The following is an 18,985-nucleotide window of genomic DNA, read 5'->3' as shown; positions in this document are numbered from 1 at the left end:
CTATTTGAAAAACACAAGCTCTGGTTCACGGTCGAGCAGGTTTAACTCGGTTGCGTATTTCAAATACAACCGCAGCCCAGCTTGCTGGCGTTCCCCAAAATCATATTTTAACGCACGGAAGTAAAGCCGCCAATAGTCGGGCTCTCCGCCTAATGACTCACATGCTTGCTGCACGAGCAGTTCAGGGTTCAAGAGGCTTTTCCGTTTGCTCTCAACCATTAATTGATGTACAGCCGCAATCGTATCATAATGGCGTGCAGCTGCTTCTTTACGGACAGCGACAACAGCGTAAGTCATCCCTAATCCGGTAAAATCATGCCACATTTTGCCCAAATCAATCACTTGAAGTTCCGTCCCACGCCAAGAGGCATGAATAGCCGGATCACCGATCAACAGCGCTGCATCTGCATGCTCAAGCATCTTGTCCAAATTCGGCTCCATCGTCTCATAGGTAGGTTCCCCTTCCAAATAGACGGACATGAGCACCTTTAACAAATTAACGGAGGTCGCAGACGCATTTGTTACTGCGATCACGCCTTTACGAACTTGGTCAAGCGGTTTTTTGAGGAACAACAAAATCGAATGCACGCTGCCCACGGAACTGACGGACACATCAGGAAGCAGCAAATATTGTTCAGCATGGCGCGCATATGCAAACGACGAAACTGCGGACATCGCCAGTTCACCGCTTAATAGCGTACGGTTAAGCTCCGCAGGAATTCGGGATACGATGCGTGCGCCAAGCGCAGACATTGCTGGCTCAGTCACATAATGGAATAATGGCCACGCGTTCGCATAATCAATGCGGCCAATAGCAAGCATTTCATGATTAGTCATTGGTGTCTCCCCCCCATCGGTTGAAGAGGTTATGGTCTAAAGGCATCATGTCGAGTACTTTGCCAACCAAGAAATCGACAAGGTCGAGAATCGTTTGTGGCCCATAATAAAAAGCCGGCATGGCCGGGATGAGTTTAACACCCAGCTTAGCCAGCGTGAGCATATTCTCAAGATGGATAGCGTGAAGCGGCGTTTCGCGCGGAACGAGGATAAGCTTGCGCCCTTCCTTAATCATGACGTCCGCAGCGCGGGTCATCAAGTCATCGGAAATCCCGTGGGCAAGCGAGGCTAAAGTGCCCATAGAGCACGGCATAATAACCATCCCGTCAACCCGGAATGAGCCGCTTGCAATCGAAGCCCCTATATCCGCATTAGGGTGGAAAGTCAACTGCCCTTCCGTTGCCAAGGCGCCGAACCGCTCCTCAAAAACGGATTGGCGGCGCGTCACGTCCCAGCCCAGCTCTTCTTTCAATACGCGCCAGCCAGCATCTGTCACGACAACATGGACATGAATGCCAGCTTGCAGCAGCACCTCGATCAGCCGAATGCCATACAAGGAACCGCTCGCACCAGTGATGCCTACAACCCAGCGTGACGGACGGGCATGCGGCTTGCTGATAGGATAATCTGCCATTACCTGAGCACCAGCAGATCAAGCAGCGTAAATGCGAAGAGGACGACGCTAAGCGTTCCATTCATCGGGAAGAACGCGATTTGAACCCGGCTCAAATCGGTAGGCCGCACAAGCCAATGCTGATAGAACAAAATGATACAGGATATCATTGTCCCAGCTAGATAAGCCCAGCTTAGATCCGTTATGAAAAACAACGTTATAAATCCGATGGCTGTAACCAAGTGAAGCGAGCGTGCGATCCAAAGCGCACCACGAATGCCAAAACGCGCTGGAATCGAATGCACTTTATTGGTGCGGTCAAACTCAAAGTCTTGTGTTGCATAAATGATATCAAAACCAGCTAGCCACAAAGCGACTGTCCCAAAAAGAACCCATGCCGCAGGTTCAAACTGGCCAGTAACGGCAACCCATGCGCCTAGCGGCGACAAGCCGATCGTAAGCCCTAATACAACGTGGCACAACCAAGTGAACCGTTTCGTGTACGAATATAGGACGAGCATAAATACGGCAAGCGGCATCAGCTTCACGCACAGTTCATTCAATTGGGCCGAAGCGTAGATCAACACTGCAAAGGAAATGATGATAAATAATACCACTTCGCTAACCTTAAGCAGCCCGGCTGGAATAGCACGCATCTCCGTCCGCGGGTTAAGTGCATCAATCCCTCTGTCGATCAATCGATTCAATGCCATAGCCGCTGTTCGAGCCCCTACCATCGCAAGCAAGATCCAGCCCAGCTCAGCCCATGTTGGCCATCGGCCTTCCATCGTTATTGCACCAAGAATGGCACCCATGAAAGCGAATGGCAGTGCGAATACGGTATGCTCGAATTTGATCATTTCTAAGAAGATGCGAATTTTGCGAATCATGCCTGGTCTGTCCCCTTTACGCCGATGTGCAGTGCAGCTATGCCGCCCGTCAACGGAAAGGCCTTAACATCCTTCAAGCCGATTTCACGATACATATCTGCTAATTGGTCGCGGCCCGGAAAAGCTTTGAGCGACTCCGGAAGCCATTTGTATTGCTCATGGCTCTTGGCGACAAGCTTGCCGATCATCGGAAGAACCCGCTGGAAATAAAAATAATAGATCGACTTGAATGGCTGCCATGTCGGCTTCGAAAGCTCTAAGCAAACGACTTGCCCACCCGGCTTAACGACCCGCTTCATTTCTTGCAATACACGCGTGTAATCAGGCACGTTGCGCAAACCGAAACCGATTGTCGCATAGTCAAACGAATTATCGGCAAAAGGCAGCTCCATCGCATTGCCGTGAACGAGCTGAATTTGCTTGTCCAGTTGCTGCTTCTCTACCTTCTTCTTCCCGACTTCCAGCATATTCGAACTAAAATCAAGCCCGACGATACGGCCGCTGCCGCTTGCTTGTGCAATCGCGATGGTCCAATCGCAGGTGCCGCAGCATAAGTCGATGCCCGTATCGCCAGGCTGGACATTCATTTGCTTCATCGTAAACTTGCGCCATGCCTTGTGGCGGCGGAAACTTAACAAGTCATTCATCAAGTCATATACGGGCGCGATTTTCTGAAAAACGGATTGTACATGTGTTTCTTTCGATTGAACGTCCATAGTTGTCACCTCATCTCGCTGTGCAAGGCCGGCGCTGACAATGCCTGTACGAAAGTATCTACAATGTCGGAGAGCTCGTCAACCAAGCTGCTACTGTCAAGGCACGAAATCATCGCCCTTGTGCTTGTTACATATTCATGAAGCTTATCCGCCAGCAAGCTGCGGATATTATATTTCACTACCAAAGCCTCGAACGCTTGGGGATCGGGGGCTTGTTCACTTCCCAATTCAGCCAACCATAGGCGCTCGCTATCTGTGCCGCCATGCCAGAGATGCCAATACGCCCAGCTGTTCAAGAACAAGCTTGAATCGTTAAGGCGCTGCCACTCCTTCATGGCCGTTTCGCATTGTGAAATGCCACTTAGCAAATCGTTCCATTGCGGAGAAAGCCATTCGTCAAATATGGCCGTAAACGATCGGAACAGCTCAGATTTGATTGAAACCTGGCATTCGAAATATTCATCAGCTGTGAGCTGGGATTTCTTCATCTGTCCGTAGAAATCCATCTTCATGTGATTTACTTCGCAAACTGCTTCACTCAGCGCCCGTATCATTTGAACCTGGCCAGCTTGCGCTAATAAAAAATAAAATCGGCTGCTAAAATAATCGCCGCCTAGCACCTTGATTTGCCTAGAACGCATCTCCGCTTCGGTTTGATGACCCGTATGGGTATCAATCAAGTCATGCGTATCAAGCCCCATCTGTACGAGGGAAACGGCGGAAGCATAAAGATCTTGGTTTGCAGATGGTATTCCGCTAGCTTGCAAGCACGCGACGAGTAGGCGAATCCGTGAATCTGGAAACGCCGGCAGCTCGGTATGCTTTTGAATCATGTCATGCCCAGTGTATTTGTGAATGAATTGAGGAATGCGGTTATGTGTCATCGGGAAAGCCTCCGAACAGGCAGCAGTCAATCATTGCTGTCCAATTATCTAAACTATTATAGCACAAACAGGCGTGATCGCCTACGCATGCGCTTTATGTTCACGATATTGCTACATGGAGACTAACACGAACCTTACTCGCCATCTGCCGAATCCGATTGTTCCTGTCCTGCCATAAATGCCGCATTTCGTTTCATCTCCCAAAGCGGGGTAAACGACAATCGAAGGCGGCTTTTCCATAGACTATCTGAGTCTGCGCTTCCCATGCCTACCCACTTGCTTTGCTCCTCAGCAATCCAGCGGTCGGTGCGCCGAACATCGGAAGCCATAAGCAGCCGATAGGACGATTCGTTTTCTGGATTCGCATAAAGCCCTGCTTCCGCATCCGCTTGTGGCGATTCACCGAATCGAATGAGTACGCGATTCACATTCTCAAGCTCCAGGAAAGCTAGCCGAATAACGGCTTCAACATCGTGCAGCATTTGGGAAACATTATGGTCGTCCAGCACGCGGCTGGAAGGCAGAACAAAGTCAAGGGAGAGCGTAGACGCTGTCCAGTTGGCCCGCTTAAGCTTGGTATCGAGTGGTGTTGCCACGACAAAATCGACAAGAGTACCGTTCGTTAATCGTTTGCCCGCCTCGGGCGTTACAGTTGAAATGTGGCGCATCACAGGCGCAGCATCCCGAGGATGGGCAGAAATCAGCATGACTGTAATGACAGTCGTCATTAGCCCAGCGGCAAGCAGTGACAAACCGATACGCATAGAGGCTCCCCGCTTTCCAGCAGCCGATGCTTCGCGCATCCCTGCCAAGATTCGTTCTCCTCTTATTGTACGACTTGAATCAGCTTGTCATTCCAATGCTGCATTTGAACATAAAAAAAGCAGGCATTGCCTGCGTCCTTGGGTTCCCTATGCTAAGCATCTGTATCAATCGTGCCATATTTGGTCATGATGGTTGCTTTTCCACGGATCTTGATCGCCGATGTATTGTCGGTAAATTGCGCAATCATCACTTCTCCACGATCCAGTTTCTCGGTATGGTGAAATTTCGTATCCTGCCCGCGCGTTAAGCCGATTACGACTACACCTTGATCCTTTGCTTTCACGACGATATACTCGCCTTGATTTTGCTCCATGCCTCATGCCTCCTTTCTGTGCGAAAATATATAAATAAGTTAACGTCCATATGTACGCGTAATTAATGCGAATGCTTACAATGAGAAACGTCCGAATGAGTGCCATCCGGACGTTAGCGGCGAGTAGCCGATATTAATTGGAGCAAAGGTCTTTAAGCGACTTGCCTGGTTTGAAAGCAGGCATTTTGCTTGCAGCGATTTCGATCTCTTCGCCTGTTTGCGGGTTGCGGCCTTTACGTGCTTGGCGCTCGCGAACTTCGAAGTTGCCGAATCCTACCAGCTGGACTTTGTCGCCAGTCTGAAGAGCATCAGAGATTGCATCAAAAACGGCGTCAACTGCTTTCGTCGCATCTTTCTTCGACAAATCTGTCAGCTCGGCCACTTTTGCAATCAGTTCCGTTTTGTTCAATGGTTTCACCTCCCCTGATGACAGCGTGAGTCGGTTCATTATCATCTGTTTTGCCGATTGTTTCAAAAATATACCTGTCTAAGCGAACAAACTTATAGTAATACAGCCGTTTCGTAATTACAAGTGCGTGTTCGATTTTCAACGATTTCCTCAATGGGCGATTTATGCGCGCCGTCTCGTAAGATGAATGAATGTTACAGCCAATGCCAAGATGAGTACAGCGCCTTTAATAATATCATTCGTGTAATAGGGGATATGCATCATCGTCATTCCGTTGAGCAATACGCCGATGAGCACAGCGCCGAAGAACGTGCCGATCACATTAGGCCGTCCAGCGCCGAGCACCGAATAGCCAACGAAAACAGAAGCGACTGCTTCCATAAGCATCGGCGCCCCAGCGTCGATCTGGCCCGTGCCCGTACGCGCAGCGAACAGAATGCCCCCAATTGCAGCGAATACGCCTGAAATTACGTAGGCAGCAGTACGAATCTTCTTTACCCGTACGCCGGAGAGCCGTGCCGCCTCTTCGTTGCCGCCCGTCATTTGCATCTGCCGCCCATAGCGTGTGTATTTGAAGAACAGGTGCACCAACATAACCGCAATCACCATCAGAATGACTGGCACGGGGACGCCCAATAGCTTGCCTTGGCCGATCCACAAGAACGAATCGGTAAAGCTGCCCGGCGCTGTTGTGCCGTCTTCCATCGCCATGTTGTTATAGATTGAGTACCCTTTTGTATAGGTCCGTTGGACGCCGGAAATAATGTACATCACCGCAAGCGTTGCTAATAAATCAGGGATGCGTACACGCACGATCAGCAAAGCATTCAGCAGACCGATGAGGGCGCCAATTAGAATCGGCACAACGAGCACCACGATGAGCGGCATTTCGTACCAGACCATAATGGTTGCGGCTGTGACGGTGGTCAACGAGACCGTAGAACCGACAGATAAGTCGAAACCATCGACCGTCAATGAGAATGTAACGCCAATCGCAACGAATGTCACGATCGAGATGGAGCGTAAAATATCACTTAAGTTCGCATACGTGAAAAAATGCTCATCCCATAGCGAGAAGAACAAAATGACGATTCCAATAACAAGAAGTGCCCCGTACTTGAAAATAAAATTCAATATGCGTTCTTTCACTAGTTGTCTCCCCTTCCGCCGCTCGCATGCAGCAGCAGCTCTTCCTGCGTAGCTTCCCCACGCGCGAATTGTTTCACAATTTCGCCATCGCACATCACCAGGATGCGATCGGCTATCCCTATTGCTTCAGAGAACTCGCATGTTAAATAAATAATCGTTTTCCCTTGCTGTGCAAGCTCGCCGATAATGCCGAAAATATCGCTTTTTGCACCAACATCAACGCCTTTGGTCGGTTCATCGAACAAGAAGACCTCCGCGCCTGTCGGCAGCCATTTGCCAATGGACACCTTCTGCTGGTTGCCTCCGCTAAGATGCGCAACTTGCTCCGCACTTGAAGATGTTTTGATTCCTAGCCGCTTAATGAGAGATTCCGCAGCAGCCGATTCCTTGGCTCCTGATACGATGCCTAGACGCGATAACGCCTTGAGAAAAGGCAGGCTTAAGTTACGCACTACGTTCTCATTAACTAGAACTCCTTGCTTGCGCCGTTCTTCAGGTACAAGCGCTATGCCTGCCACAATCGCTTGAGCGGGGTCACCTTGCAAGACGGCACGCCCTTTCACGCTGACCGTACCAGCTTCACGCGGATCAGCACCGAACAGCACCCTCGATAGCTCCGTTTTCCCGGCGCCAACTAACCCTACGATGGCAACGATTTCGCCGCTTCGCGCTTCAAAGCTAACATCACGAACACGTTTGCCCATGCGCAAGCCTTCCACTCGCAGCGCGATGTCTCCAATTGCCGCATCTACTTTAGGAAACTCTTCCTCTAGTGAACGCCCCAGCATCGCTGTGACAACTTCCTCCGGCGAAGATGCTGCCGCTTCGGCAGTCAATACCCGCACGCCATCGCGCATAACCGTAATGCGGTTGCATAACCGGAACACTTCCGGCAGCCGATGGGAAATGAAAATGATGCCAATGCCATCTTTCTTAAGGCCTGCGATCACACGGAACAATCGTTCAGCCTCTTCTAAGCTCAATGGCGCTGTCGGCTCGTCGAATATGACATATTTGGCTTGCTCCGTAAGCAATCTAGCAATGACAACAAGCTGTTTCTCCGCAAGCGTCAGATCGCCAGCGAGCTTGCGGACGGGAATGGAAGCGCCCAGACGCTCCAGCATAGCAGCTGCTTCCCGCTCTATTCCCTTCCAGTTGACTAATCGCAAGCCGCCGCCAGATGCGGCAAGCCGGTCCAGCATAATATTTTCTGCGACGCTTAGATGCGGGATGATCACGGTGTCTACCTCTTGGTAAACACAATGAATCCCTTGCGCCTTCGCATCAGATGGCGTACGGATCGATACAGCTTGCCCATCTATCGATATCGTGCCGCTGTCACTTATGTAAGCGCCGGATAAGATTTTCATCAACGTGCTTTTGCCTGCTCCATTTGCTCCAAGCAATGCGTGCACTTCGCCGCTCCTGACGTCGAACCCGACCCCACTAAGCGCAGGAATGCCCGAGAATGACTTGGCGATGTCGCTCATTACGAGTTGTTTCATACGCTCACGCTTCCTCCCATCCGTCCTCTTTCGCGGAAAAACCGGCCGCTTGCCGCGGCCGGCTTCATCCGATTATTTCGCTTGCTCAAGCTCTTTCATCCAATCGGCGTAGCCTTGCGTTCTGCCGCTCCAACCTTTGATATATTCGTTGAGTTGAGCTGTATTAATGGCTTCTTTCGGCAGGTCTGCACGTTTGACGAGCACTGCATCGAGCACGACAGTATCTTCCGTTTTATCGCCATGAAGCTTCTGATAGAGGTAGCGTACTTGCACGCGGCCGATATCCTTCGGATCAACAGCTGCGGAAGCAACCCATGGGCTCTTCGGATCTTGGATCAATTGCAAGTCCTCATCGCTCATATCGATCCCATACACTTTAATTTCGTCGCGACCCGCTTGCTGAATCGCACGGGTTGCGCCTTTAGCGAATTCATCCCAAGCCGTCCATACTGCCGTAATGTCGCCTTTGTTCGGATATTGCTTCAGAATCGCTTCCATTTGCGTCTGTGCATCAAGCGCTGGGTTGTTAGCCGTACCGAATGCAGCAATTTCCTTAATGCCGGGGTTGCTCTCGATGAACGCTTTGTATGCCACTTGGCGGCGTTCCATCGGCGCGAAGCCCGCTACCCAAATTTTCACGATATTGCCCTTGCCGCCAGCATCTTGCCCAAGCAGCTCAAGCGTTTTGCTCGCCATCATTTGGTCGTCTTGCGACAATACGGTAACGCCTGGCAATTTCAAGTCAGCATCGAATGCTACGACTGGAATATTTTTCTCCAATGCACGTTTCACGCCCGCTTCCAGCGCCGCTGCTTGTCCATGGTCGATCAGGATGCCGTCGAAGCCTTGGTTGATCGCTGCGTCGAGGTTGCCCGACATTTTGGCCAAATCGTTGTCAGATGCAAACACTTGCACCTTGCCGCCAAATTTCGTAACCTGCTCTTTCACGCCTTCAATATATTGGGCAGAGAATGTGCCTGTATTAAATTGCATAATGAGTGCGATCTTCTTATCTTTCAGTGCCGATACAGCGCTGTTGCCCGATGCCGTTTGCTCCGTACCGGACGCCGTATCCCCTTTTGTTTCTTCTTTCGGTTTGCTGCCGCATGCTGCTGTGACAAGCAGGATCGCTGCAATCAAAATAAACAACGTTGATTTTCCCCATTTGCGCATTCCAATATTCCCCCTCGGTTTATTCTTCGATGTAAATGATCTTACCTCTACTATCCTAGTATGTCAATCGGAATTAATGTAATTATTGTCGAAAATACTCGATTCTATATATTTACAGTGTCGAAAATTGTCGTATTAATGTCCACAAAGATGAATTATACGAGCCCCCGCCCGCTTACGCAACCTTTTAGAAATAAAAAAACGCCTCCTTCGGCCGGCCGGCAGCCGAGAGGAGACGTTTTGGGGTTGCATTTACAAAATGATTGCGATTAACCCGCCAGAGCCTTCGTTTATGATGCGCCCAAGCGTCTCTTGCAGCTTATAGCGTGCATTGTCTGGCATCATCGCGATTTTGCCTTGGATGCCTTCGCGTACGATGGAATGCAGCGATCGGCCAAAAATATCCGACTCCCAAATTTTAATTGGGTCATTCTCAAAGTCTTGCATCAGGTAGCGCACGAGTTCCTCGCTCTGCTTCTCTGTGCCGATAATCGGCGCGAATTCCGATTCGACATCCACGCGAATCATATGAATCGATGGCGCAGTCGCCTTCAGCCTGACGCCAAACCGGGAGCCTTGGCGAATCAATTCCGGCTCGTCGAGCGCCATCTCAGCTAGCGAAGGGGCCGCTATGCCATAGCCCGTCGTCTTCACCATTTCGAGCGCTTCCGCGAATCGGTCATACTCCCGCTTCGCATGGGAGAACTCCTGCATAAGCTGCAGCAAATGGTCTTTGCCCCTTATTTCGACGCCGACCACTTCCATCAGGATTTGGTCATACAGCTCATCCGGCGCATACAGGTCGATCTCAGCGACGCCTTGCCCCATATTCATCCCGCTCAAGCCAGCGCGGGCGATGAAATCATAGTCCATAAACTGCGCGACCACACGGTCAACATCACGGAGACGGCGAATATCTTTAACCGTATCACGGACCGAGTTTTCGTAGTTCGCACGCAGCCAATGGTTGTCGCTCAGCACCATAACCCAGCTAGGAAGATTCACGTTCACTTCATGTACAGGGAACTCGTAGAGCACTTCACGCAGTACAGCGACAACCTCTTCCTCGCCCATCGTAGCCGCGCTAAGCGCCATTACTGGAATATCATACTTGGACTGCAGTTCGCTACGAAGCTGTTGTGTTTCCTCGCTGCGCGGGCGCGTGGAGTTGATCACAAGCACGAACGGCTTGCCGACCTCCTTGAGCTCGCCAATTACGCGCTCCTCTGCTTCGATGTAAGAGTTACGAGGGATTTCAGCTATGCTGCCGTCCGTCGTCACGACTACGCCCAATGTGGAATGCTCTTGAATGACTTTACGTGTGCCAATCTCCGCTGCTTCTTGGAACGGAATCGGCTCTTCAAACCATGGTGTTGTGATCATGCGAGGACCATTTTCATCCTCATAGCCCTTTGCCCCCTGAACCGCATAACCGACACAATCTACGAGACGAACGTTAACCTCAAGTCCTTCCGCCACTCTCAGCTTAACTGCCTGATTCGGGACGAATTTTGGCTCCGTCGTCATAATCGTCTTGCCTGCTGCGCTTTGTGGAAGCTCATCGATTGCCCGGACACGGTCGGCATCATTTGTTATATTGGGAAGCACGACCGTCTCCATGAATCGTTTAATGAAAGTCGATTTACCGGTACGAACGGCGCCAACAACACCGAGATAAATGTCTCCGCCAGTTCGCTCAGCAATGTCTTTAAAAATGTCCACTTTTTCCACTCAATATCCCTCCCAATTGAAATTCCGGTTCGCCGCCATCTCCACCGGTCAAGAGGGGCAGGCAAGCGACTCTACTCGTACAACGTTTTGGACTAGTAATATCTTATTGCGATACGAGGACAAATATGACGGTTGATTCTTAACATTTCTGCCTCCTATCACTATTCTCCCGGCCTTCCAAGAATGAGTTATATGCCGTTATAAATAAAAAAAGAACCCTATTGCTCACCATGTGCCGCAGCACTGGCAAAGCAATAAGGCTCCATTTTCGCTCTCAAATTACTGTTCGTTGCTCCAAGGCTGAGCCTGAGGCTCGCCGTTAACCCATTTATAAACAGGGGATTTGACCGGCACAAGATCCGAAGAAGCTACGAGAACTTCACGAAGGTCGCTGTCTGCTTTCGGCATTTTTCCAGACTTCTGGATAGCTTGCGCGATATCTAAGCCGTAGTCTAAGTAGACTAGCCCACGATCATCAATCATTGGAGAAATCGCCCGGCCTGAATACATAGAAACGATTTTAGGGTCTTTAATGCCTAACAACTTAAAGTCGATCCGATGGTAGCCATGATAAGCTTCCTCTGCATTGAGCGAAACCATCTTTGCATCGCTATCATAGTACGTATCGACTTGGCGTTGCAGATCCATTACCTGTTGGACCACAGCGATATCCATCAGCTTGATATCCCGTGTCGTCTCTTCGTTAATGATTAAATAATAATACTGGCCGCCACCTTCAAATGAGCTCGCTGGCATGTCCGATATATAGCGCTTGCTCTTGAGCTTGTCAAAATCTAACCGGTATTTCTCGTATTTCGGAACGCTAACATCCGCCGTTAGCATCGGGAGCAGCCCCGTATCCTTGTAGTATTGGTTAACGACCGTTTGCGTATTTAGAATGGCATCTTTAGCCGGCATCTGGTTCTCAACCAATCGATCCTTTGGATACATGCATCCGGTGACGGACACCATGATAACTAACAGCGTTACAGCCAATATAATGCGTCGCATGCGTATTGCCTCCCCTTCTACCATAGTCGGTCCTCTTCCTCCCGCTGGCGCTCAAGCTGCCTGCGTACAGCCGCACGCAGCGGGTCCTCCGGCAACTCAATTACAACTGGCCCAATTATTTTGGACTGGCAAGCAAGCCGATAGCCCTGCTCATCCATGCCGCCAAGCTTTCTGCGTTCTTGGTCACTAATCATGGACAAGCCTGCTCCACTTACATCCCTGACTTTGCACATCATGCAAGCTGCTTTGCCGCCGCAGCGTGTTGGCAAGTGCAAACCGGACCGGCGGACTGCATCTAGCAACGTCGTGCCGCGCCTTGCCTTTAGCTTTTTGCCGCTTGGCTGCAAAAGCACTTCCCATTCACCGCTCATCGTGCAAGCCACCCTCTCTGCCCCGCAGCTTAAGCAGCCATGGCGCGATCAGCTCTTCTTGTAGCACATTGCGATAAGAGAGCTCGACCAGTTGGTCAGCCAACTCGCTTGCCGCTCTTGTCTCTATAGCAGCTTGAACAATGATATCAGCTCGATCGGTTCGGTCGCGAAGAACATTAAACAATAATTCATGCGATAATGGAACAACATGAAGCCGCTTCCCATTGCACTGTACTTCTAAGCTATGGCCAAGCAGCCAATCATTAACTTCCAATGCATACCGGCACCCATGCGCTTGCACGACGAAGCCGCCTACAACCTCGACTGGCACAGTCTCAATAACATAGTGGCTTAGGAGCGACTGGTAACGGTCCGTCTCGCTCCAATGCTGCTGATCGACACTGTAGCGCTCTAACCGCTTATGAAGAAGAAGTGCACTATCCAAATCCGAATATAGATCTAGATCCCTCGGTGGGCGCCCGATCCCGATCCCGCGAAGCGCAAGCCCTGTGCTGCCGCCAACAATCCAACGTGCACCGCTATCGTTCATCAACTCTGCGATAGCGCCCATAGCAAACTCCATCCGCTCAAGCTGCTCCAGTTGTATCATCATGCACGTCCTTTCGAAGCGGAGTGTTTAAAAATAGGGCTTGTTAACCGCTACGATTCGCCCTTCCGTTGATTCCACTATAGCTTGGCACCCAAGCCTGAAGCCTTGGTCAAACTCCTCTGGCTCAAGGCGGTCCCATTCTGAATCCGTAATTTCACCGAGAAGGTTACCACCCTCTTCGATCTGGCAACGGCAACGCGCACAAGTGCCGCGTGAACACGAAAACTGCCAATCAACGTTTGCTTTCAGTGCCAAGTCAAGCAGGGAGAGGCCTTCTACAGGTTCAATCGTCGCAGACTTCGTTTTGCCCTTTAGCTCTAACATGATGGACACCCCTCAACCTCTCAATTGTGAAATTTCTTATGTAAAGACAGTAAATGCGCCATAAATAAAGCCGAAAACCAATAAAATGAATGCAATAACCGAAAGCAATAGCCTAACTACACCCTTCGTCTTATACCTCGCAAACGATATTAAAAAAGCTGCAAAAGCCATTAGCCCTATGCCTACAAACGATATCCACATCTTCGTCATGGGATCCAAGTCTATTCACCCTCCCATCAGTCGGCTATCCAACTTTAGATTGTCCAGCCGGTATGTAAAAAAAGAAACGGCGAACCGTCATGGACGGCGCCGTTTCGTCTTTCCCGTATTGGTGAAAGTCATGTACGAACGGTGTTTCGGCACTATGCCGTCACTTTTTCATCATAAATTTCATAATCGTTTCCATGTTGGACATATTCATGCCACTTGCTTTAACAGCCCGAACAATATCTGAGATCGTCTGTTCAGATACCGGAACCTTAGCCATAGCTGACACTTGCTTGATCAGCTTCTTAAGCTCAGCTTCGCTCTGCATCGTTTCTGCGGTTACGCCGCTTGCGAGCTTTTTCACTTCGGATTCCGATATCGCCTTGCCCGTTTTTTTGTTGACGGCACTCAGTACGTCTTTAGACAGGTTCTTCTTGTCTGCCATCTTCGCCGCCTCCTCCCTATGCGCAGCAACTCCGATTCCATAAGCGAAATCGTACGCTGCTAGCATCATATGAGAGGCGTTTAGCTTTGGTGTAGGCCCCAGTCCTGAGCGACTTGCTCGCTCTCATGCGTCCGGCCGCGCCCCATCAGCAATCCGACCGCAGCCTTGGGCGCACATCCTTCAAACAGCACTTGATAGAGCTGCTCAGCGATGGGCATCTCCACCTCATAACGCGCTGCAAGCTTACGGGCTGCCATTGTTGTGCGAACGCCTTCGACAACCATCCCCATTCGCGAGAGAACCTCCTCGAGCTGAAGCCCTTCTGCAAGCATCGAGCCTGCACGCCAGTTACGGCTGTGCTTGCTTGTGCTGGTCACAACAAGGTCACCAACGCCAGCCAGCCCGGCAAACGTAAGCGTATTCGCGCCCATTGCCGTTCCAAGGCGGCTAATCTCTGCAAGGCCTCGCGTTAATAATGCTGCTTTCGCATTGTCACCGAATCCGAGCCCGTCCGATAAGCCCGCGCCAAGCGCAATAATATTTTTGATCGCGCCAGCCACTTCTACGCCGATCACATCTGGATTGGTATAAACGCGGAAGTACGCATTAATGAACGCATCCTGCGCTTGCTCCGCACAAGATTGGTCCGCTGATGCCACGACGACAGTCGTCGGCTGCCGCCTTGCCACCTCTTCCGCATGGCTTGGCCCAGACAGTACGACCATAGAATCTTCCGGCCTGCCTAATTCTTCTGACAAAACCGTTGTCATCCGATTTAACGTATCGGACTCGAACCCTTTCGTCGCATGGACGACAAGTGCGTTTGCCGGCAGGAACGGAGCAGCCTGCTTGGCTACCTCACGCATCGCCGAAGAAGGGGAAGTAAACAAAACAATCTCTGCCCCTTCAAGCGCATCACTCATGATTGCTGTAGCCTTTAAGGTCCTCGGAAGCATGCAGCCTGGCAAATAACGGTTGTTCGAATGGGACGCGTTAATCTCTGCTGCCTGTGTTTCGTTTCGGGTCCAAATGTGCACATCATATCCATTATCGCACAGGACGGCAGCAAGCGCCGTTCCCCAGCTTCCCGCAACAAGCACAGCTGCCTTGCGTCCGTTCGATTGGTATTCATTCTTCATTAGATTCGTCTACCCTTTCTTCGCGCCCAGCTTGTTTTCTTTACCTTTCACAAGCTTCACCAGATTCGACCGGTGCCGTACGAATGCGAAGACGCAAATCAACAAGCTGGCCCACAACAATGGTCCCGTTCCTGTCATCATGATAACCCCGACTGGAACAAGTGCCGCGAACAGCAGCGACCCAACGGAAACATAACGCGTGATTGCGATGATTGCGATTGCAACTAGACCCGCAATTAATGCAGGCACGAATGCAAGCGTCATGATCGCGCCAACCGTCGTAGCAATCCCTTTACCGCCTTTAAAACGGAACCAGATCGGCCAATTATGGCCCACGATAGCTGCCAAGCCACAAAGCACCGGCGTCCAAGACTCATATTCATTATTAAGTGCATAACCGATTGCTACCGCGGCTACGCCTTTGAGAATATCGAGAATGAATACCGTAATGCCCGGTCCCTTCCCAAGGACGCGAAGCGTATTGGTTGCACCTGCATTGCCGCTGCCATGCTGCCTGATGTCGATGCCCTTCACAAGACGTGCGATGACGATACTAAATGATACAGATCCTAACAAATAACTAATGACAACCGCGATGACTGCGTTTAACAATGTCGTTCTCCCCTACTTGCCTAGTCCATTCGACTAGCCGTTATTGTGCAATCCGCCACAACAGCCGCATTAATCCGAATCGGATTTACGGCGTGTGAACAGGCGGACCGGTGTCCCCTCAAAGTTAAATGCAGCACGGATTTTGTTTTCCAAATACCGCTCATAGGAAAAGTGCATGATCTCCGGATCATTAACAAAAATAACGATAGTAGGCGGTTTCGTTGCCACCTGCGTCGCATAATTAATCCGAAGCCGTTTGCCTTTATCCGTCGGCGGCGGATTGATCGCAACTGCATCCGAAATGACATCATTCAACACATGGGTCTGAATGCGCAGCGCATGCTGCTCAGATACATGGTTAACGATCGGAAGCAGCTTATGCAAGCGTTGCTTCGTCTTCGCGGACAAGAATGCAATCGGTGCATAATGCATGAACAGGAAGTGATCACGAACATCCTGTGTAAAATGAATCATCGTCTTCTCGTCACGTTCGACGGCATCCCATTTATTCACGACGAAAATAGAAGCTTTGCCTGCTTCATGGGCATATCCAGCAATATGTTTGTCTTGCTCGATAATTCCCTCTTCGCCGTTAATAAGGATCAGCACGACATCTGCACGCTCAATCGCTTTTAGGGAACGCATGACACTATACTTCTCTGTCGATTCGTATACCTTGCCGCGTTTGCGCATGCCGGCAGTATCGATCAAGACATAACGCTGGCCATCTTTCTCGAACGGCGTATCGATGGCATCACGCGTCGTGCCCGCAACATCGCTCACGATTACACGTTCTTCACCTAGAATCGCATTTACGAGAGAAGATTTCCCAACATTCGGACGGCCGATCAATGCAACTCGAATAACGTCCTCATCATACTCTTCATCCACTTGCTCGGGCAATTTCTCAACCGCTGCATCCAATAAATCTCCGATGCCCATGCCGTGCGAACCCGAGATCGCGACCGGAGTTCCAAATCCTAATCCATAAAATTCATATACATCATCCATGCGGTTAAAGTTGTCCACTTTATTAACCGCTACAACGATTGGTTTGCGCGAACGGAAGAGCATTTGTGCTACTTCATCATCCGCATGGGTCATTCCGGCTTTTGCATCTACCATGAATATGATAACGTCCGCTTCTTCAACAGCAAGCTCTGCTTGCATACGGACCGATTTCATGATCTCGTCTTCGCCATCGATTTCAATACCACCAGTATCGACGATGCTAAACGCTCTGCCATTCCATTCACCTGTGCCATAGATCCGGTCGCGGGTTACGCCCGGCTTATCTTCAACAATGGCCAGCCGATCACCGATGACCCGATTAAAGATGGTGGACTTCCCTACATTCGGCCGTCCGACGATTGCTATAACGGGTCTTGCCATAAGATTCCACTCCTTCGAAAATACTCACGATAACCATCATAGCAAAAAATAATCAGCTTGGCTAACTTTTCATATCGCGCTATGTATGGTGATCGACCAGAACAAAGCTGCCGTTCTTTAAATCATGCGCATTGGCATCCAATATTTTTTCGAGCAAAAAAGCGGTCTTCTGAAGGTCATCCGCATTAGTTTCAATGAAAACTGGCGCTCCTCCTCCCATTACTGAAGCAGCCTCTGTCGACACGATTGCTACGATTCGCGCCATCCTATGTGCCTCCCTCCTTGTTCACCGAAGCTTCCGTTGGCATCCGGACTGCAGATTCCAAGATCGGGACGCGCCTAACGACTTCAGCCGCTTTCCCTGCATCTTTCTCCTGCGGAAGCATGAACACCCCAAGCCTTCCGTCTCGCATATCCAGCTTGGCCATCGGAACCAGTGACGGTTCGCCGCTATCGCGGAAAACGCCGAGTATCGTCGATAGATCGTACAAAATGGCTTGCCGCTGGCCAAGATTCGACAATGTTGCTTTGCCATTGGGATTAAACGGCTTCACAATGACGCCTAATCCACGTTCAGCAATGAGCTCTTGATCGGCTTTAAGCCCTACATTCATCATATAAATATCATCCACATAAAGATCCGGTCCCTCAATTCTAAGCGGCGCGGATGTGACTTCTGCAATATGCGAGATCGATTTGCCTGACTTCAGAAACTGGACAGCAAAGATGAGCACGACACCTGCGATGGCACCAACCCAAACGTTGAAGGCAATAGCAAAAAGGCTTGTCAGCAGCGAGGTGAAAATAACGAGGTAATTGCGCCCCTCAAACACCATTGCAATTCCTTCAATATATGTAGTGCCGCGAGACACCAGCTCCATACTATCTATATTCGTGAGGGTATCCCGCTCCATCTTTCGTACATCCCGAAATTGTTGGGCAGCAAGCGTCAGAAACGTGATTGCCGTATAATCCTTCTTATATAATGCTGGAATGGCAACAGCGCCTAACGCTGCCGCAATAATTCCGAGCGAAATATGAATGATCCGCCCATGGGGGTAAGTAGGATATTGCCGATAGTCGGTTCGCATCATAAGCAGCCTAGCCGATAACCCGAAGATGACACCGAGCGAGACGCCAAGCATATATTTGTGATCGGTAGTGTACGCCTCCAGCCAATGAAACATTGTTAAGTGCCTCCTTCTCGCTCACCGGCGGTTCGAGTGAACCATTTGGCGGCTACAACTCTTACGGCGCGTGCAATCAATACAACAGCGCGGGCTGTGAACCATGCCAACAAGTAGCTATCCCACCATGCAAGCGACCCAAGCGTTACTGGCTTTGCTGATATGGACGGCATTAATTCAACCACTAATAGCGGTTCTAATATGGAAGCCAGCGTCACTACACTAAACAATAAGGAGGCGCAGCTCAGTGCACTAATCGAAGCTGTAAATCCGATCAGAATTGCTGAATCCGCGGTCGCATGCATAACAATAAGAACTGGATCATTCGTATAAAGCATACGAAGCCAGCCTCCCATCAGTGCAGACAACAAAGCGGCAACAAATAAATAAAAACGTTGCAAAGAACCGTCTGAAGGCCTAATTGCAATAATTCCGATTGCCCACATTGCTAGCCAGCATACAGATATACTGATTTCCCCCAGGTTCCCGCCAATGAAATCAAGCGGGACATATAAATGGGACAAGGCTAGACACCCAGCTCCCAAAATCACGATATGCCGTGGCCGCACATCATCCGCCAGCCATTTCCACCAACCGGTAAACACTAATATGGCCATAATGGTAAGGATCCAATACGAAATA

The 18,985-nt window shown here is 50.2% G+C and carries 24 protein-coding genes; all 24 read right to left on the bottom strand.

The features are described from left to right. Window positions 1-837, bottom strand: coding sequence for a menaquinone biosynthesis protein (locus tag GON22_RS10200; RefSeq protein WP_160395989.1), 837 nt, complete (start codon window positions 835-837; stop codon window positions 1-3). Beyond that, a complete protein-coding gene (locus GON22_RS10195) occupies window positions 830-1,471 on the bottom strand; it encodes a UbiX family flavin prenyltransferase (protein WP_160395988.1) in 642 nt (213 codons plus the stop codon). Before GON22_RS10195 ends, GON22_RS10200 begins: the two co-directional genes overlap by 8 nt. Continuing rightward, window positions 1,471-2,340, bottom strand: coding sequence for a UbiA-like polyprenyltransferase (locus GON22_RS10190; protein ID WP_160395987.1), 870 nt, complete (start codon window positions 2,338-2,340; stop codon window positions 1,471-1,473). The genes GON22_RS10195 and GON22_RS10190 overlap by 1 nt, the downstream gene beginning before the upstream one ends. Then, window positions 2,337-3,056: a demethylmenaquinone methyltransferase gene (locus tag GON22_RS10185; protein WP_160395986.1), complete on the bottom strand. Its 720-nt coding sequence runs from the start codon at window positions 3,054-3,056 to the stop codon at window positions 2,337-2,339. The genes GON22_RS10190 and GON22_RS10185 overlap by 4 nt, the downstream gene beginning before the upstream one ends. Window positions 3,057-3,061: 5 nt before the next feature. Continuing rightward, window positions 3,062-3,940, bottom strand: a complete 879-nt coding sequence (locus tag GON22_RS10180; protein WP_160395985.1) for a heptaprenyl diphosphate synthase component 1 — start codon at window positions 3,938-3,940, stop codon at window positions 3,062-3,064. 134 nt (window positions 3,941-4,074) lie between these two features. Next, the gene (locus GON22_RS10175; RefSeq protein ID WP_160395984.1) at window positions 4,075-4,752 is read right to left on the bottom strand and encodes a hypothetical protein; all 678 of its coding nucleotides are present in this window, start codon (window positions 4,750-4,752) and stop codon (window positions 4,075-4,077) included. Window positions 4,753-4,856: 104 nt separating this feature from the next. Then, entirely contained in the window at window positions 4,857-5,078 is a 222-nt protein-coding gene (gene mtrB / locus GON22_RS10170; RefSeq protein ID WP_160395983.1) for a trp RNA-binding attenuation protein MtrB, read from the bottom strand. Window positions 5,079-5,211: 133 nt separating this feature from the next. Further along, window positions 5,212-5,487 carry an HU family DNA-binding protein gene (locus tag GON22_RS10165; protein WP_160395982.1) on the bottom strand — a complete coding sequence of 92 codons (276 nt, stop codon included), beginning with the start codon at window positions 5,485-5,487 and terminating at the stop codon, window positions 5,212-5,214. Window positions 5,488-5,649: 162 nt separating this feature from the next. Then, window positions 5,650-6,636, bottom strand: a complete 987-nt coding sequence (locus GON22_RS10160) for an ABC transporter permease subunit (protein ID WP_160395981.1) — start codon at window positions 6,634-6,636, stop codon at window positions 5,650-5,652. After that, on the bottom strand, window positions 6,636-8,141 hold the full coding sequence (locus GON22_RS10155) for a sugar ABC transporter ATP-binding protein (protein ID WP_160395980.1): 1,506 nt from the start codon (window positions 8,139-8,141) through the stop codon (window positions 6,636-6,638). The genes GON22_RS10160 and GON22_RS10155 overlap by 1 nt, the downstream gene beginning before the upstream one ends. A 72-nt stretch (window positions 8,142-8,213) precedes the next feature. Continuing rightward, the gene (locus GON22_RS10150) at window positions 8,214-9,314 is read right to left on the bottom strand and encodes a sugar ABC transporter substrate-binding protein (protein WP_160395979.1); all 1,101 of its coding nucleotides are present in this window, start codon (window positions 9,312-9,314) and stop codon (window positions 8,214-8,216) included. 252 nt (window positions 9,315-9,566) lie between these two features. Next, window positions 9,567-11,045 carry a stage IV sporulation protein A gene (gene spoIVA / locus GON22_RS10145; protein ID WP_160395978.1) on the bottom strand — a complete coding sequence of 493 codons (1,479 nt, stop codon included), beginning with the start codon at window positions 11,043-11,045 and terminating at the stop codon, window positions 9,567-9,569. Window positions 11,046-11,324: 279 nt separating this feature from the next. Then, complete coding sequence (locus GON22_RS10140) at window positions 11,325-12,056, bottom strand: hypothetical protein (RefSeq protein ID WP_160395977.1); 732 nt, start codon at window positions 12,054-12,056, stop codon at window positions 11,325-11,327. Between the two features lie 17 nt (window positions 12,057-12,073). Continuing rightward, window positions 12,074-12,427 carry a 2Fe-2S iron-sulfur cluster-binding protein gene (locus tag GON22_RS10135; protein ID WP_160395976.1) on the bottom strand — a complete coding sequence of 118 codons (354 nt, stop codon included), beginning with the start codon at window positions 12,425-12,427 and terminating at the stop codon, window positions 12,074-12,076. After that, window positions 12,417-13,040: a hypothetical protein gene (locus tag GON22_RS10130; RefSeq protein WP_160395975.1), complete on the bottom strand. Its 624-nt coding sequence runs from the start codon at window positions 13,038-13,040 to the stop codon at window positions 12,417-12,419. The genes GON22_RS10135 and GON22_RS10130 overlap by 11 nt, the downstream gene beginning before the upstream one ends. Window positions 13,041-13,064: 24 nt before the next feature. Further along, window positions 13,065-13,361 carry a 2Fe-2S iron-sulfur cluster-binding protein gene (locus tag GON22_RS10125; protein WP_160395974.1) on the bottom strand — a complete coding sequence of 99 codons (297 nt, stop codon included), beginning with the start codon at window positions 13,359-13,361 and terminating at the stop codon, window positions 13,065-13,067. A 36-nt stretch (window positions 13,362-13,397) separates the two neighbouring features. Continuing rightward, a complete protein-coding gene (locus GON22_RS10120) occupies window positions 13,398-13,562 on the bottom strand; it encodes a DUF2768 family protein (protein ID WP_336604289.1) in 165 nt (54 codons plus the stop codon). Window positions 13,563-13,731: 169 nt separating this feature from the next. Further along, window positions 13,732-14,013 carry a stage VI sporulation protein F gene (locus tag GON22_RS10115; RefSeq protein ID WP_160395972.1) on the bottom strand — a complete coding sequence of 94 codons (282 nt, stop codon included), beginning with the start codon at window positions 14,011-14,013 and terminating at the stop codon, window positions 13,732-13,734. 80 nt (window positions 14,014-14,093) lie between these two features. Next, complete coding sequence (locus GON22_RS10110) at window positions 14,094-15,152, bottom strand: NAD(P)H-dependent glycerol-3-phosphate dehydrogenase (protein WP_160395971.1); 1,059 nt, start codon at window positions 15,150-15,152, stop codon at window positions 14,094-14,096. 9 nt (window positions 15,153-15,161) lie between these two features. Continuing rightward, window positions 15,162-15,764, bottom strand: a complete 603-nt coding sequence (plsY, locus tag GON22_RS10105; RefSeq protein ID WP_160395970.1) for a glycerol-3-phosphate 1-O-acyltransferase PlsY — start codon at window positions 15,762-15,764, stop codon at window positions 15,162-15,164. 69 nt (window positions 15,765-15,833) lie between these two features. Further along, window positions 15,834-17,156, bottom strand: coding sequence for a ribosome biogenesis GTPase Der (gene der / locus GON22_RS10100; RefSeq protein ID WP_160395969.1), 1,323 nt, complete (start codon window positions 17,154-17,156; stop codon window positions 15,834-15,836). A 79-nt stretch (window positions 17,157-17,235) separates the two neighbouring features. Next, on the bottom strand, window positions 17,236-17,421 hold the full coding sequence (locus GON22_RS10095) for a capping complex subunit for YIEGIA (protein WP_160395968.1): 186 nt from the start codon (window positions 17,419-17,421) through the stop codon (window positions 17,236-17,238). A 1-nt stretch (window position 17,422) separates the two neighbouring features. Then, complete coding sequence (locus tag GON22_RS10090) at window positions 17,423-18,343, bottom strand: YIEGIA family protein (RefSeq protein WP_160395967.1); 921 nt, start codon at window positions 18,341-18,343, stop codon at window positions 17,423-17,425. A 2-nt stretch (window positions 18,344-18,345) separates the two neighbouring features. Beyond that, window positions 18,346-18,960, bottom strand: coding sequence for a YphA family membrane protein (locus GON22_RS10085; RefSeq protein ID WP_160395966.1), 615 nt, complete (start codon window positions 18,958-18,960; stop codon window positions 18,346-18,348). Window positions 18,961-18,985 lie beyond the last annotated feature (25 nt).

The sequence above is a fragment of the Paenibacillus sp. MMS18-CY102 genome (assembly GCF_009789195.1).
Lineage (GTDB): Bacteria > Bacillota > Bacilli > Paenibacillales > Paenibacillaceae > Paenibacillus_T.
Note: the sequence above shows the minus strand (reverse complement) of the source record. Positions and strands in the feature narration are given on the sequence as shown.

Coding starts and splice junctions, on each gene's coding strand:
- GON22_RS10200 (WP_160395989.1), bottom strand. CDS start 837: ATGACTAATCATGAAATGCTTGCTATTGGCCGCATTGATTATGCGAAC.
- GON22_RS10195 (WP_160395988.1), bottom strand. CDS start 1,471: ATGGCAGATTATCCTATCAGCAAGCCGCATGCCCGTCCGTCACGCTGG.
- GON22_RS10190 (WP_160395987.1), bottom strand. CDS start 2,340: ATGATTCGCAAAATTCGCATCTTCTTAGAAATGATCAAATTCGAGCAT.
- GON22_RS10185 (WP_160395986.1), bottom strand. CDS start 3,056: ATGGACGTTCAATCGAAAGAAACACATGTACAATCCGTTTTTCAGAAA.
- GON22_RS10180 (WP_160395985.1), bottom strand. CDS start 3,940: ATGACACATAACCGCATTCCTCAATTCATTCACAAATACACTGGGCAT.
- mtrB (WP_160395983.1), bottom strand. CDS start 5,078: ATGGAGCAAAATCAAGGCGAGTATATCGTCGTGAAAGCAAAGGATCAA.
- GON22_RS10155 (WP_160395980.1), bottom strand. CDS start 8,141: ATGAAACAACTCGTAATGAGCGACATCGCCAAGTCATTCTCGGGCATT.
- GON22_RS10150 (WP_160395979.1), bottom strand. CDS start 9,314: ATGCGCAAATGGGGAAAATCAACGTTGTTTATTTTGATTGCAGCGATC.
- GON22_RS10140 (WP_160395977.1), bottom strand. CDS start 12,056: ATGCGACGCATTATATTGGCTGTAACGCTGTTAGTTATCATGGTGTCC.
- GON22_RS10135 (WP_160395976.1), bottom strand. CDS start 12,427: ATGAGCGGTGAATGGGAAGTGCTTTTGCAGCCAAGCGGCAAAAAGCTA.
- GON22_RS10130 (WP_160395975.1), bottom strand. CDS start 13,040: ATGATGATACAACTGGAGCAGCTTGAGCGGATGGAGTTTGCTATGGGC.
- GON22_RS10125 (WP_160395974.1), bottom strand. CDS start 13,361: ATGTTAGAGCTAAAGGGCAAAACGAAGTCTGCGACGATTGAACCTGTA.
- GON22_RS10120 (WP_336604289.1), bottom strand. CDS start 13,562: ATGTGGATATCGTTTGTAGGCATAGGGCTAATGGCTTTTGCAGCTTTT.
- GON22_RS10115 (WP_160395972.1), bottom strand. CDS start 14,013: ATGGCAGACAAGAAGAACCTGTCTAAAGACGTACTGAGTGCCGTCAAC.
- GON22_RS10110 (WP_160395971.1), bottom strand. CDS start 15,152: ATGAAGAATGAATACCAATCGAACGGACGCAAGGCAGCTGTGCTTGTT.
- der (WP_160395969.1), bottom strand. CDS start 17,156: ATGGCAAGACCCGTTATAGCAATCGTCGGACGGCCGAATGTAGGGAAG.
- GON22_RS10095 (WP_160395968.1), bottom strand. CDS start 17,421: ATGGCGCGAATCGTAGCAATCGTGTCGACAGAGGCTGCTTCAGTAATG.
- GON22_RS10090 (WP_160395967.1), bottom strand. CDS start 18,343: ATGTTTCATTGGCTGGAGGCGTACACTACCGATCACAAATATATGCTT.
- GON22_RS10085 (WP_160395966.1), bottom strand. CDS start 18,960: ATGGCCATATTAGTGTTTACCGGTTGGTGGAAATGGCTGGCGGATGAT.